Origin of the sequence: Bradyrhizobium sp. MOS001 (genome assembly GCF_004634465.1) — a bacterium.
GTDB classification, from domain to species: Bacteria; Pseudomonadota; Alphaproteobacteria; order Rhizobiales; family Xanthobacteraceae; genus Bradyrhizobium; species Bradyrhizobium barranii.
In genome coordinates this window covers 55029-68459 of the sequence record NZ_SPVJ01000030.1, presented here as the reverse complement: position 1 = coordinate 68459, position 13431 = coordinate 55029, and the positions used below count along the sequence as shown (strand labels likewise).

12 protein-coding genes are annotated in these 13431 nt (G+C 63.9%); 6 read left to right on the top strand and 6 right to left on the bottom strand.

Annotated features, from left to right (window positions below; genetic code table 11):
- Positions 1–70 precede the first annotated feature (70 nt).
- The 5 genes from CT676_RS28860 to CT676_RS28840 all read right to left on the bottom strand — a co-directional run bounded on the left by CT676_RS28860 (position 71) and on the right by CT676_RS28840 (position 5380).
- Positions 71–1684 carry a benzoate-CoA ligase family protein gene (locus CT676_RS28860; protein WP_085398804.1) on the bottom strand — a complete coding sequence of 538 codons (1614 nt, stop codon included), beginning with the start codon at positions 1682–1684 and terminating at the stop codon, positions 71–73.
- The gene (locus CT676_RS28855) at positions 1681–2820 is read right to left on the bottom strand and encodes an FAD-dependent monooxygenase (RefSeq protein ID WP_085398803.1); all 1140 of its coding nucleotides are present in this window, start codon (positions 2818–2820) and stop codon (positions 1681–1683) included. Before CT676_RS28855 ends, CT676_RS28860 begins: the two co-directional genes overlap by 4 nt.
- A gap of 188 nt (positions 2821–3008) precedes the next feature.
- The gene (locus tag CT676_RS28850) at positions 3009–3224 is read right to left on the bottom strand and encodes a hypothetical protein (RefSeq protein WP_028148322.1); all 216 of its coding nucleotides are present in this window, start codon (positions 3222–3224) and stop codon (positions 3009–3011) included.
- A gap of 126 nt (positions 3225–3350) precedes the next feature.
- Positions 3351–4142, bottom strand: coding sequence for a cysteine rich repeat-containing protein (locus CT676_RS28845; RefSeq protein ID WP_085398802.1), 792 nt, complete (start codon positions 4140–4142; stop codon positions 3351–3353).
- A 236-nt stretch (positions 4143–4378) separates the two neighbouring features.
- Positions 4379–5380, bottom strand: coding sequence for an NADP-dependent oxidoreductase (locus CT676_RS28840; protein WP_085398801.1), 1002 nt, complete (start codon positions 5378–5380; stop codon positions 4379–4381).
- A gap of 210 nt (positions 5381–5590) precedes the next feature.
- On the opposite strand from CT676_RS28840, the gene CT676_RS28835 reads away from it, so the two are divergent.
- Positions 5591–6886, top strand: a complete 1296-nt coding sequence (locus CT676_RS28835) for a dicarboxylate/amino acid:cation symporter (RefSeq protein ID WP_085398800.1) — start codon at positions 5591–5593, stop codon at positions 6884–6886.
- Positions 6887–6898: 12 nt separating this feature from the next.
- Positions 6899–7819, top strand: a complete 921-nt coding sequence (locus tag CT676_RS28830; protein WP_085398799.1) for an amino acid ABC transporter substrate-binding protein — start codon at positions 6899–6901, stop codon at positions 7817–7819.
- A 189-nt stretch (positions 7820–8008) separates the two neighbouring features.
- Here CT676_RS28830 and CT676_RS28825 read toward each other — a convergent pair whose 3' ends face one another.
- The gene (locus CT676_RS28825; protein ID WP_085398311.1) at positions 8009–8815 is read right to left on the bottom strand and encodes an ATP-grasp domain-containing protein; all 807 of its coding nucleotides are present in this window, start codon (positions 8813–8815) and stop codon (positions 8009–8011) included.
- Positions 8816–9189: 374 nt separating this feature from the next.
- On the opposite strand from CT676_RS28825, the gene CT676_RS28820 reads away from it, so the two are divergent.
- The 4 genes from CT676_RS28820 (at position 9190) to CT676_RS28805 (ending at position 13388) form a co-directional block, all read left to right on the top strand.
- Positions 9190–9963 (top strand): ferredoxin--NADP reductase, encoded by a 774-nt coding sequence (locus CT676_RS28820; RefSeq protein WP_014490313.1) that lies wholly within the window; start codon positions 9190–9192, stop codon positions 9961–9963.
- Positions 9964–10342: 379 nt separating this feature from the next.
- Positions 10343–11218: a patatin-like phospholipase family protein gene (locus tag CT676_RS28815; protein WP_094183797.1), complete on the top strand. Its 876-nt coding sequence runs from the start codon at positions 10343–10345 to the stop codon at positions 11216–11218.
- Between the two features lie 202 nt (positions 11219–11420).
- Complete coding sequence (locus CT676_RS28810; RefSeq protein ID WP_085398313.1) at positions 11421–13046, top strand: FMN-binding glutamate synthase family protein; 1626 nt, start codon at positions 11421–11423, stop codon at positions 13044–13046.
- Between the two features lie 102 nt (positions 13047–13148).
- Entirely contained in the window at positions 13149–13388 is a 240-nt protein-coding gene (locus CT676_RS28805; protein WP_085398309.1) for a PilZ domain-containing protein, read from the top strand.
- Positions 13389–13431 lie beyond the last annotated feature (43 nt).

The following is a 13431-nucleotide window of genomic DNA, read 5'->3' as shown; positions in this document are numbered from 1 at the left end:
TTCAATCACAACCGCCTCTGGAATACTGGATCGCCCGCCTTCGCGGGCGATGACAGCGAGTTTGGGACTGCTACATCCTCAACAACGCCTGCCGGTCAATCTTCCCCGTCCCCGTCTTCGGCAGCTCGTCGATAAAAATCACCTCGCGTGGATATTTGTAAGGAAGCAGCTTGCCCTTGACGTAATCCTGTAGCCGCCGCGTCGCCTCATTCTGATCGGTCGCGCGGTTGTTCATCACCACCACGGCCTTCAGCGTCATGCGCCGGTCCGGCAGCTCGGCGGCGAACACGGCGCATTCGCGGATGTCGGGGTGGTCGGCGAGGCACAGCTCGACTTCGAGCGGGTAGACCCACTGGCCGGAGATCTTGATGAGGTCGTCGGCACGGCCGCGGAAGAAGTGGAAGCCGTCGGCATCGCGCACGAAACGGTCGCCGGTGTAGATCCAGCCGCCCTCGCGGATGGTCTCGGCGGATTTGTCCGGTCGGTTCCAGTACAGCGGCGTGTTGGAATCGCCGCGCACCCACAAGATGCCTTCCTCGTCGTCGGCGACGTCGCGGCCGTCCTTGTCGCGCAGTGCGACCTCGTAGCCTGGCACGCGCAGGCCGGCAGCGCCGAGCTTCTTCTGCTCGGGCCGGTTGGAGAGATAGATGTGCAGCACTTCGGTCGAGCCGAGGCCTTCGACGATTTCGAGGCCGGTGAGCGTCTTCCAGCCGTTGAAGACGTCCGCGGACAAGACCTCGGCCGCCGAAAGCGACATGCGCAGCGACGAGAAGTTGGTCTTGTCTGCCCCCTCCGCCTTTGTCAGTGAGGTGTACAGCGTCGGCAGGCCGAAGAAGACCGTCGGCTTGTATTGCTCGATCGCGGCAAAGATCGATGCAGGCTTCGGTTGGCCCGGCAGCAGCAGCGTCGTGGCACCCGCGGAGAACGGGAAGGTGACGGAGTTGCCGAAACCGTAGGCGAAGAAGATCTTCGGCACCGAGAAGCAGATGTCGCCGGGCGTCAGCTTCAGCACGTTCTGCGCAAAGGCGGCATCGCTGTAGGCCATGTCGTGCTGGAGATGCACGATGCCCTTGGGCCGGCCGGTCGAGCCGGAGGAGTACATCCAGAACGCCATCTCGTCGCGATGGGTGTCCGCTTCCGCGAGCTCGGCCGGGAACTGCGCGAGCCAGCTGGGCGCCGCGATCGCCGCAGGCGCGGCGTGGCTGCGCGCTTCGCCGTTGACGACGATCAGCGTGCGCAGGCAGGTCGCCGCGCAGGCCCCCGCATCGAAGCGTGTCGCGAATTCGGCATCCGCCACGGCGACCGCCGCGCCAGAATCGGCGAGATAGAATTGCAGCAGGTCCGGCGGCGTCAGCGTGTTGATCAGGAGCGGCACGAAGCCGGCGCGCACCGCGCCGAAGAATGCGGCCGGATAGGCCGGGGTATCGTCGAGGAACAGCAGCACGCGGTCGCCGCGCTTCAGGCCGAGCGACGCGAAACCGTTGCCCCAGCGGCAAGCTTCCGCGCAGAGCTCGGCATAGCTGCGCGTCCCCGCTGACCCGATCAGCGCGGGCTTGTCGCCGCGGCCCTTGGCGAGCTGGTCGAACAGCACGCGGCTGGCATTGTAGGTTTGCGGAATGGCAAAGCCGATTTCACGGGCGCCCGGGCTGTCGGCGGGCACCTGATCGCGGATCTCGCTGCTCATGCGGCATCTCCGCCGTTCTTCTCGGCCTCGTAGCGCGTCATGAAGGCGGGCGACATCGTGCGCAGCCGGGGGTCGTCGATGCGGCCGGAGCGGGTGATGTAGCTGTAGGCGAAGTCCATCAGGCCGAGCTGCATGTGCTGGGCGAAGTGCTCGTACCAGAACGCGGAGGTGCGCGCGGCATTGACGAGCTTCTGCACCACCGGCTTTCGCGCGGCCTGATAACGGTGCAGCGCGGTCGACAGATGCGCATCCGATTCCAGCGCCTTGACCAGCGCAATGGCGTCCTCGATCGCGAGCCGCGTCCCCGAGCCGATGGAGAAATGCGCCGAGTGCAGGGCGTCGCCGAGCAGCACCATGTTCTTGAACGACCAGTGCTCGTTCCAGACCCAGGGAAAGTTGCGCCAGACCGACTTGTTGGAGACCAGGCAGTGGCCGCCCAGCGTGTCGGCAAAGACCTCCTCGCAGACGCCCTTGCACTGCTCGGCATCCTTGTAGGCGAAGCCATAGGCCTGCCATGTCGCGTGGTCGCATTCGACCAGGAAGGTGCTCATGGTCGGGGAGTAGCGATAGTGATGGGCATTGAAGGCGCCGCGGTCCGTCTTCACGAAGGTCTGCGACAGGGTGTCGAAGCGTTTCGAGGTCCCGTACCAGACGAACTTGTTGGAGGAGTAGGACAGCGACGTGCCGAAATCGCCCTCATAGGCGCGCCGCACCAGCGAATTCAGCCCGTCGGCCGCGACGATCAGGTCGTGGCCGTTGAGCTGGTCGATGGCGTGGATCTGCGTGTCGAAGCGCGGCGTGACGCCGGCGTCGAGCGCGCGCTGCTGGAGGAACTGCAGGAGCTCCAGCCTGCCGATCGAGGAGAAGCCGACGCCGTCGATGGCGACGCTGTCGCCGTGAAGGTTCAGCGTGATGTTCTCCCAGCTCTCCATATGCGGCGCGATCGCATCGACCGTTTCGGGGTCGTCGGCGCGCAGGAATTCCAGGGCCTGATCGGAGAACACGACGCCAAAGCCCCAGGTCGCGTCGGCCGGGTTCTGTTCGAACAGGTCGACTTGATCCTCGGGGTGACGCTTTTTCCAGAGATAGGCGAAGTAGAGCCCACCGGGCCCCCCGCCAATCACGGCGATCCGCAACGTCTGCCTCCCTAATTGACAGTATACTTACTATCTAGGGGTACACTAATGTGCTCCGGCCGTCCGCGCCAGCGGAATTATCGAAGGCGGGGCGCGTCGAAGCTTACTCCCGGACACGCGCCAGGCGCGTGTCCGGGGCAGTGACGTTGCGAACCATAGCCAAACCGCGCGAGCTTGGCCATCCGGGGTCAGACGCAGCGCTTCACGTAGACGCCGTTCACCAGCACCCTGGTACAGCGGACCGCGGGAACCGGCTTGCGCACCACGACGGCCGCATTCGGCCCGGCACAGCCGGCGCGGTAGACGCCGCGGGCGCACACCACCGCGTTGGCATCGGTAGACTCAAAGGTCATGCTCGCGCCGAAGGCGAGGAGCGCGGCAGCAATAAGCAGAAATGAACGCATGTCTTTCTCCGGTCTTGTCGTGATCGAAATCGGTTACTTGCAAAGGGTTTGTCGCGGCAGGCGCGCGAAAATTCATTCGCGCGCGGCCGGTCGGTGGCGCGCGCTTGGCGCGCAATCACGCGCCGCTTATCGCGCCGCGAATGGCGCCAGCACTTCCTTGCAGGCGGGCGACAGCGACGCGGCATTGCTGGAGATGCATTGCACGATGCGGCCCCCGCCCGGTGCGACGCCGGCGCAGAGCGTGCGGATGTCGGCACCGCAGGCCGAGCGCACGATGAACAGCTCTTCGCGCGGCCGCAGCGGGCGCAGAGCGATGACGGCCGGCGCCGCCGCTGGTGCTGCCGCCGCTGGAGCTGCGCCCGCAGGCGCTGCCGTTGCAGCGGCGCCGCCGCCACCGGCCGCAGCGGTCACGGCCTTCTCGCAGGCCGGCGAAACCTTGGCCTTGTTCTTCTCGAGGCATTCGAGGGCGGGGGCGCCGCCCGGCGGCACGCTGGCGCACACCTTGGGATAATCGGCGCGGCACGCGCTCTTGACCGCGGCAATCTGCGTGCTGCTCGGCTGCTTTGACGCCGCCGCTTTCGGAGCGGCTGCGGCGGCGGGGGCGGCTTCAGTCTTTGCCGGTTCAGATTTGGCGGGCGCAGCTTCAGTCTTCGGCGCCGCAGCGGGCTCGACCGCGCGAACCGCGGTCTGGCATCCCGATGACAGGCTGGACATGTTCTTCTGGAGACATTGATACGCCTCCGCGCCACCGGGCGTGACGCTCGCGCAGTGTGCCATGAAGTCCGAGCGGCATGCGGAACGGATGGCGCTCTTCTGAGCCTCGGTCGGCGCTTGCGCGAATGCGCCTGTTGCAGTTGCGAAGAGCGTTGCCGCCAGCAGCGCGCGACGCGTTGATGCATGTTTCAACGTGTTGAACATTTGGGTAAATTCCCTGCCCTGTCGGTCACGCCGACAATTTTTAAATGTAATGCAAGCAATCATTGCGGGTGATGCCGCGTGCAGCATCATTGGCTGCCTCGGCCTCTACCGCAAGTAGATTATACGGGCGCAATTGCGACGTAACTAGAGCACGATCCGGAAAAGTGTGCCGCGGCTTTCCCTTGCGACAAACGCGGAACGCGTTGGCGCGGAGATCATGCTCAAACAATACGGCGTCAGAGCTTGACCATGCGCTTGCCGCGGTTCTCTCCCGCCAGCAATCCGATCAGCGCCTTCGGCGTATTCTCCAATCCGTCGATGATGTCCTCCTGCACCTTCAGCTTGCCGGATGCGACCCAGCCCTGGAGGTCGGCGAGCGCGCGCTGGCTCTCCTTCATGTAGTCCATCACGATGAAGCCCTGCATGACGAGCCGCTTCACCACGATCAGGCCGGGCACGCCGCGCGGGCCGTGCGCGGCAGGTGCGCCGTCATATTGCGAGATCGCGCCGCAGCAGGCGATGCGGCCGTAATTGTTCATCTGCGGCAGGCAGGCTTCCAGAATGTCGCCGCCGACATTGTCGAAATAGACGTCGATGCCTTTTGGCGCCGCCGCGCGCAGGGCCTTGAACACCGCGCCGTCCTTGTGGTCGACGGCGGCATCGAAGCCGAGCTCGGAGGTCAGCCAGTTGCACTTGTCTGCGCCGCCGGCGATGCCGACCACGCGACATCCCCTGATCTTGGCGATCTGCCCGACGATCGAGCCGACGGAGCCGGCCGCCGCGGACACCACGACGGTCTCGCCCTCTTTGGGCTTGCCGATCTCCAGCAGGCCGAAATAGGCGGTGAGGCCGGCGATGCCGAACACGCTGAGCAGATGCGTCATCGGTTCGAGCTTCGGCATTTTCGTGAGATGCTTTGCCGGCACCGCGGCAAACTCCTGCCAGCCGGTGTCGCCGAACACGATGTCGCCGGCAGCCAGCCCCGGCGCCTTCGAGCTGACGACCTCAGCGATGCCGCCGCCGGCCATCACGCTGTTGGCCTCGACCGCGGAGCGATAGGTCGCACCATGCATCCAGGCGCGGTTGGCGGCGTCGAGCGAGATGTAACGCACCTGCAGCAAGGCCTCGCCGTCCTTCGGCTCCGGCATCGCACCCTCGACCATCTTGAAGTGCTCGGCACCGAGCTTGCCGCTGGGCTTTTCGACCAGAAGAATCTGGCGATTGATGCTGCTGCTCATGGCGTTTCCTCTTCGTTTGCTTGACGATTATTGATGCAGCCACCGCAAAGAAAACGTGCAAGCCGCATTCGTTGTGCGCTGCATGAAGGCTAGATCGCGCCGACCCGTTTCGCAACGGGAACATCAGGCCATCGCGCGAGCACGCCAAGCGTGTTGCGTCGTCGTCATATCTGCGACATCATGAAGCGCCGGTGTAGGTGGGGGTAAGCGATGTCGAACAAGTTTACGCAATACATTCTGGCCGCGATGGTGCTGGGCATCGTCATGGGGGCGGCGATCTTCAACTTCCTGCCTGACACCAGAGCCGAATGGGCTTCCTCCATCAACCTGATCGCCATGATGTTCCTGCGCCTGATCAAGATGATCATCGCGCCGCTGGTGTTTGCGACGCTGGTCGGTGGCATCGCGCATATGGGCAGCGGCTCGCGGCTCGGGCGCATCTTCGCCAAGACCATGGGCTGGTTCGTCAGCGCGTCCTTCGTGTCGCTGCTGCTCGGCCTCGTCATGGTCAATCTGCTCCAGCCCGGCGCGAACTTCCCCGGCACGCTGCCGCAGGCGGGGCAATCGACCGGCTTGCCGGTCTCGGCCTTCTCGATCGAAAAATTCCTGACCCATCTGATCCCGACCTCGATCGCCGACGCCATGGCGCAGAACGAGATCCTGCAGATCGTGATCTTCGCCGTGTTCTTCTCGGTGGCGATGGGCTCGATGCCCGAACGGTCGAAGCCGATCCTGGCAATGATCGACGACGTCGCTCACATCATGCTCAAGGTGACGAGCTATGTGATGCTGTTCGCCCCGCTCGCGGTATGGGCCGCCATCACGGCCACTGTCGCCAAGAACGGCCTCGGCGTGCTGTGGAAGCTCGTCGTCTTCATGGGTGGCTTCTATCTCGCGCTTGGGATCCTGTGGGTCATCCTGATGATCGTCGGCTTTATGGTGATCGGGCCGCGATACAGCCATCTGCTGAAGCTGATCCGCGAACCCCTGATGATCGCGTTCTCCACCGCGAGCTCGGAAGCGGCCTATCCGAAGACGCTGGAGGGGCTGACCAAGTTCGGCGCGTCGTCGCGGATCTCGAGCTTCGTGCTGCCGCTCGGTTACTCCTTCAATCTCGACGGCACGATGATGTACTGCACCTTCGCGAGCATCTTCATCGCGCAGACCTACCACATCGAGATGTCGCTCGCGACGCAGCTGGCGATGCTCGCGACGTTGATGATCACCTCCAAGGGCGTTGCCGGCGTACCGCGCGCATCCCTCGTGGTGATCGCCTCGACGCTGTCGCAGTTCGGCATCCCCGAGGCAGGCCTGCTGATGATCATGGGCATTGACACGTTCCTCGACATGGGACGCAGCGCCACCAATGTCATCGGCAATTCGCTCGCGACCGCCGTGGTCGCGAAGTGGGAAGGTGAGCTCGGGCCCGAGCACGAGCTCGGACCCGGCGAAGCGACGACGCCGGACATGGTTCCGGGCGAACTGCCCGCGATGGCCGGCCATTGACGGGAGTGCATCATGCGCCTTTCAACGGCGATATCGGGTGGCCTGTTGCTGGCGGCGTGCCTGCTGGCAACCGGCGCCTCCGCCCAGACCGGCGGCAGCGAAGGGCTTAGCCCGACGCTGTCGGCCATCAAGAACAGGCACACCGTGCGGCTCGGCTATCGCGAAAGCTCGCCGCCGTTCTCCTTCCTCGACCAGTCGGGCCGTCCGATCGGCTACAGCCTCGAACTCTGCGAGGCCATCGTCGAGGAGATCGGCGTCGAGGTCGACGATCCCGATCTGAAGATCGACTACGTCAAGGTCACCTCGGACGACCGCATCGACGCCGTGCTCCAGAACAAGATCGACCTGGAATGCGGTTCGACCACCGCCAATGCCGAGCGGGGCAAGCGCGTCGCGTTCTCGCCTTTGATGTTCGTCGCCGGCACCAAGCTGATGGTGCCGAAGGCGTCAAAGGTCCAGTCGTTGACCGATCTGAAGGGCAAGACAATCGTGGTGACGAAGGGCACCACCAACGAGCAGGCGATCCAGGCGGCCGACAAGAAGCTTTCGCTCGGCCTCAACATCGTCACGTCGCCGGATCACGAGCAGTCGTACCAGATGCTCGTCGACGGCAAGGCAGATGCATTCGCGACCGACGACATCCTGCTCTCCGGCCTGATCGCGCGCCACAAGGCGCAGGACAAGTTCCGCGTCACCGGCGATTACCTGTCCTATGACCCCTACGGCATCATGTTCAGGAAGGGTGAGCCTCAGCTGACGGCGGTGGTCGACCGCACCTTCCGCAAGCTCGGCTCCAATCGCGATCTCGTTCCGCTCTACAACAAATGGTTCACCGCGCGGCTGCCCACCGGCGAACGCCTGAACGTGCCGATCTCCCTGCAGCTGGAGGAAGCCTTCAAGGCGATGGACGATTCCGCCAGCGCGAATAATTAGCGACGGTTTCTCTTACCCTCCCCTGGAGGGGGAGGGTCGATCGCGCGTAGCGCGAGCGGGGTGGGGTGATCTCTCCACGCGGGCACTGCTTCGGTGGAGAGACTGTCACCCCACCCCGCTGCGCATTCCGCTTCGCTCCATGCACAGCGACCCTCCCCCTCCAGGGGAGGGTGGGGATCTTCGCCGTGGCTATTGCGTTTCGTTCCCAAACACCCGATCCAGCGCCGCGTCATACGTCGCCTGCACCAGCTCCGGATGCAGCTTCGCCAGCGCTTCCATCATCACGCCGGAATTGATTTCCAGCACCCGCCACTCGCCATCGACACGGATCACGTCAATTGACGCAAAGGCGATGCCGATGGCGCTCGCGGCATCGGTCGCGAGCTTCACGCAGGCCGTACGAACCTTGTCGTCCTCCAGCAGCACCGGCTTTGCGCCGGCATCGAGATTGTGTCGCCAAGCCGACCCACGCTGCTTGCTGTAGACGACGAGTGGCACGTCATCGAGCAGGATCACGCGCACCTCTTGCTCGATCGCGACATAGGGCGAGATCACGAGTCCGGCGCTCATTGAAAAGACCTCGGCAGCCGCGTGGTCGAGTTCCGCCTCTGTCGTCACCTTGAACACCGAGCGCCCCGATGTTCCCTCGTTCGGCTTCACCACCACGCCTTGCGGTTGGTCGTGAAGCAGCTCGAGCATGGCGTCTCGCCAATTGGGGCCAACAACGTTCTTGCCCAGCTTTGGGTTGAGGAAGAGGCGATGCGGAATGCATGGCACGCCCTCAAGCGCCAGCACCTCGGCAGTGGCCGATTTGTCGTTGGCGAGGCGGTGCGCGATGGCGCTGTTGAGACCGATGTCGTAGCCGAACGCGAAGTGGCGCTTTGCGCGGCTGCGCATCGCGAGCAGCCAACCGCCGGCGCGGACATCGAGCGCGATGCCATGGGTCGCGCAATAGCGCCTGATCGCCTGGACGAAGATCCGCTCGCCGCTCGCCATGTGTTCAGTCGTTCCTGTCGCCAAAAGCCGCAAAAATGCGGGAAACGGCGCCAAACCGGGGTGAAAGTCAGAGCTATTCTTAATGAAATTCTCGCGAGCGCGACGGAAATTAAGTGCTGCAATCAGGCCCTGAAGGGAAAAGAAATTGCCCGCCGCGCATGCCCGGCAGCAGATTCATTAATGATGTGGCCATTTCCGCCGCAAATGCCGGTTTGAGCGGCATCAATTGCATCCGGAACGAGGTTGATTATTGGCCTCAATGGCGTAGATCACACACGCGAAATCCTCCGCCATGGCAATGGTGTCCGCCCCGCTTTCAGGGGCCGGGCAATGCTTTTGCCCTAAAACCGCAATTATTCGGAATATCGAAAATCATGAGCGCGTTTTACCGAGAGAAGGTTCTTTCCGTCCAGCACTGGACCGATACGCTGTTCAGCTTCCGCGCCACGCGCGACACCGGCTTCCGCTTCCAGAACGGCCAGTTCGCCATGATCGGCCTCGAGGTCGACGGCCGTCCGCTGCTGCGCGCCTACAGCATGGCGAGCGCCAACCACGAGGAAGAGCTCGAGTTCTTCTCGATCAAGGTTCAGGACGGTCCGCTGACCTCGCGCCTCCAGAAGATCAAGGAAGGCGATACCATCCTCGTCGGCCGCAAGGCGACCGGCACGCTGATCACCGACAACCTCATTCCCGGCAAGCGGCTGATGCTGCTCTCGACCGGCACCGGTCTCGCGCCCTTCGCCAGCCTGATCAAGGACCCCGAGGTCTACGACCAGTTCGACAGCATCGTGCTGGTGCATGGCTGCCGCCAGGTCTCCGAGCTTGCCTATGGCGAGAAGCTGGTTGCTTCCTTGCGCGAGGACGAGCTGTTCGGGGAGCTGCTGGCGGATAAGCTGATCTACTATCCGACCGTGACCCGCGAGCCGTTCAAGAACCGTGGCCGCATCACTGACCTCATCAACTCCGAGCAGATCTTCAACGATATCGGACAGGGCCCGCTCGACATCGAAACCGACCGAATCATGATGTGCGGCAGCCCGGCGATGCTGGAAGAGCTGAAGGTGATGTTCGAAGGTCGCGATTTCATCGAGGGAAGCGGCAACAAGCCCGGCCATTTCGTGATCGAGAAGGCGTTCGTCGAGCGGTAAGCGCCGTTCGGCTTTTGATTGGCGCTCCGTAGCCAAAACATCGGTGTCGTCCCGGGGCGCGCGACTTGTCCGCCGTAGCTCGAAGAGCGAAGGCGGAAGCGCGAGCCCGGGACCCATAACCACAGGAAGTGGTTTGGCGACGGCTAGTGGTTATCAGCTCGCGCCATAACCTCTCCCTGTGGTTATGGGTCCCCGCATTCGCGGGGACGTCAGTTGAGTGTGGGGCTGCCATTTCGCCTCTCACACACTCGCCAGCCATCCACGTCCCTCACCATCCTCCCCCGACTTTGTTATTGGCGCGTCTCGCGCGCCCCTTGTTATAAGCTCGCGCCAAAATCTCGCCGCGATGTTGCAATGCGAGAGGGGAGCTGCGCAAATCTTGTCCGTGATCGACCATGGTCCGCCGAAACCGACCGCCTTCGTGCTGGCGGGCGGCGGCAGTTTTGGAGCGATCCAGGTCGGCATGATGCATTCGCTAGCGCGGCACGGGGTCGTCGCCGATCTCGTCGTCGGCTCCAGCGTCGGCGCGATCAACGGAGCCTATTATGCTGGCAATCCCTCGCTCAAGGGCGTGCTGGGGCTGGAGGCGGTCTGGCGCGGCCTGAAGCGTCATGATGTCTTCCCGGTCACCTGGAAAAGCCTCGCCGGATTCATGTGGCGGCGCGATTTCCTGATTCCCCATGACGGCATCCGCAAGCTGGTCGAGGACCACATCCCCTATCGCAACCTCGAGGATGCCGTGCTTCCGGTGCACATCGTCACCACCGATTTCGTCTCCGGAGAGAGCGTGGTGTTGTCGGAGGGGGCGACGGTGGACGCGATCCTGGCGTCCACTGCGATCCCCGGCGCGTTCTCGCCGGTCTACTACCGCAATCGTTTCCTGGCCGACGGCGCGCTCTCCTCGAACACGCCGGTCCGGGTCGCGATCAAGAAAGGCGCAAAACGGCTGGTCGTGCTGCCGACCGGACACGCCTGCGCGGTGAAGGACCCGCCGGTGGGCGCGGTTGCCAATGCCCTGCATGCGCTGACGCTGCTGATCGCCCGGCAATTGGTGGCGGAGCTCGAGGGGGTGGCGTCCGACATCGAATATGTCGTGGTGCCGCCGCTCTGTCCGCTGGTGGGATCGCCCTACGATTTTTCGCGGACCGACGACCATATCGAGCGTGCGGTCGCGAGCACCGATGCCTGGCTGGCGCGAGGCGGCCTCGAGCAGCACGGCGTCATTCCGCACGAGGCGCAGCCTCATGGTCACTGATTTGTCATTTCATTTGAATCTATTGCACTGCGAAGCCCGCCGCGGGATGGATTGATTTGCGGCATCCGGATTCGGTAGCCTCAAGGCGGGGTCCGCGTCATAACCATGGACGTGGCGCGGGCGTATCATGCCCTGTCAGACTGACGAGAGGGATGTGGTCGTGGCCAACGATAACAAGACGCAAGCTTCGCCCGAAGGGCTGATGGAAACCCTGCTGCTGCCGTTCTCGCCGCGCTTCATCGTGCTGACCATCTGCGCGGTCGTCACCGCGCTGCTGATCGGCATCGGTCTCGCCGATGGCAAGATCTTCGACATCCTGCTGATCCCGATCCTGATCTTTGGCGCGCTGACGCTGCTCGGGGTCCGCGACCTCATGCAGAAGGGCCATGCGGTTCTGCGCAACTACCCGATCTCGGCGCACATCCGTTTTCTGCTCGAAGAGATACGCCCCGAGATGCGGCAGTATTTCTTCGAGAGCGAGAAGGACGGCATGCCGTTCTCGCGCGATATCCGCGCGGTGGTCTATCAGCGCGCCAAGATGGAGCTCGACAAGCGTCCGTTCGGCACCCAGGAGGACGTCTACCGCGAGGGTTACGAGTGGATGCATCACTCGGTCTCGCCGAAGACGCACGCCGAGGAGAAGTTTCGCGTCCCCATCGGCGGCCCCGATTGCGCAAAGCCATATTCGGCATCGGTGTTCAACATCTCCGCGATGAGCTTCGGCGCGCTCAGCCCGAACGCCGTGCGCGCGCTCAATGCCGGCGCCAGGAAGGGCGGCTTCGCGCATGACACCGGCGAGGGCGGCTTCAGCCCCTACCATCGCGAGATGGGCGGCGACATCATCTGGGAGATCGGCTCCGGCTATTTCGGTTGCCGTCATCTCGACGGCACGTTCGATCCCGAGGCGTTCGCGCGCGTCGCGAGCCAGGACCAGATCAAGATGGTCGAGCTCAAGATCAGCCAGGGCGCCAAGCCCGGCCATGGCGGCGTGCTGCCGGCCGCGAAGGTGTCGGAGGAGATCTCAAAAATCCGCGGCGTCACGATGGGCGAGGACTGCATCTCGCCGGCCTCGCACCGCGCCTTCTCGACGCCAACAGGCATGATGCAGTTCATCGCCGAGATGCGACGCTTGTCCGGCGGCAAGCCGGCCGGCTTCAAGCTATGCATCGGTCATCCCTGGGAATTCCTGGCGATCTGCAAGGCGATGCTGGAGACCGGCATCTATCCTGATTTCATCGTCGTTGACGGCAATGAAGGCGGCACCGGCGCGGCGCCGCTGGAGTTCATGGATCACCTCGGCATGCCGATGCGCGAGGGCGTCAATTTCGTCCACAACGCGCTGGTCGGCATCAATGCGCGCGACCGCATCAGGATCGGCGCGTCCGGCAAGATCGCGACTGCCTTCGACATGGCGCGGGCGATGGCGATCGGCGCCGACTATTGCAACTCGGCGCGCGGCTTCATGTTCTCGCTGGGTTGCATCCAGTCGCTGAGCTGCCACACCGACCGCTGCCCGACCGGGGTTGCGACCCAGGACCCGACGCGTGCGCGTGCGCTCTACGTGCCGCTCAAGATCGACCGCGTGCATAATTATCACCATGCCACGCTGCACTCGCTCACCGAGCTGATCGCCGCGGCCGGTCTCGAACACCCGCAGCAGCTGCGCCCGATCCACTTTAGCCAGCGGACATCGACCACCCAGGTGCGATCCTTTGCACAGCTCTATCCGTCGCTGCGTCCGGGCGAGCTGCTCGAAGGCACCGAAGATCCGCGCTTCCGTGAAGCCTGGCAGATGGCGCGGGCGGAGACGTTCCAGCCGGCGCCGTAGGGGTCACCGCATGATACGGCCGCATCCTGCGGCGGTGAAAATTCATCGGGGATTGTGGTTGTGTTTTAACGTCTGTGTCAGCTTGGGGTGTAGATTGGCCCCATGGACGAGCGACGCGACAAAGCTAGGCGCCGCGTGCTGAAAGCCGGAACCATCGAGTTCGGCGGCGGCGCGATCGACTGCACCATCCGTAATTTCTCCGACACCGGCGCCGCGCTCGATGTCACCAGTCCGGTCGGTATCCCCGAGCGGTTCACCCTGGTCATCCAGGCCGACGGAACGCATCTCGCCTGCACGGTCGTCTGGCGCAAGGAGAAGCGGATCGGGGTGCGGTTCGGGTGATGGGTGCGCGTTTGGCGCGAGCGCGCACCACAAGCTCCGCTGT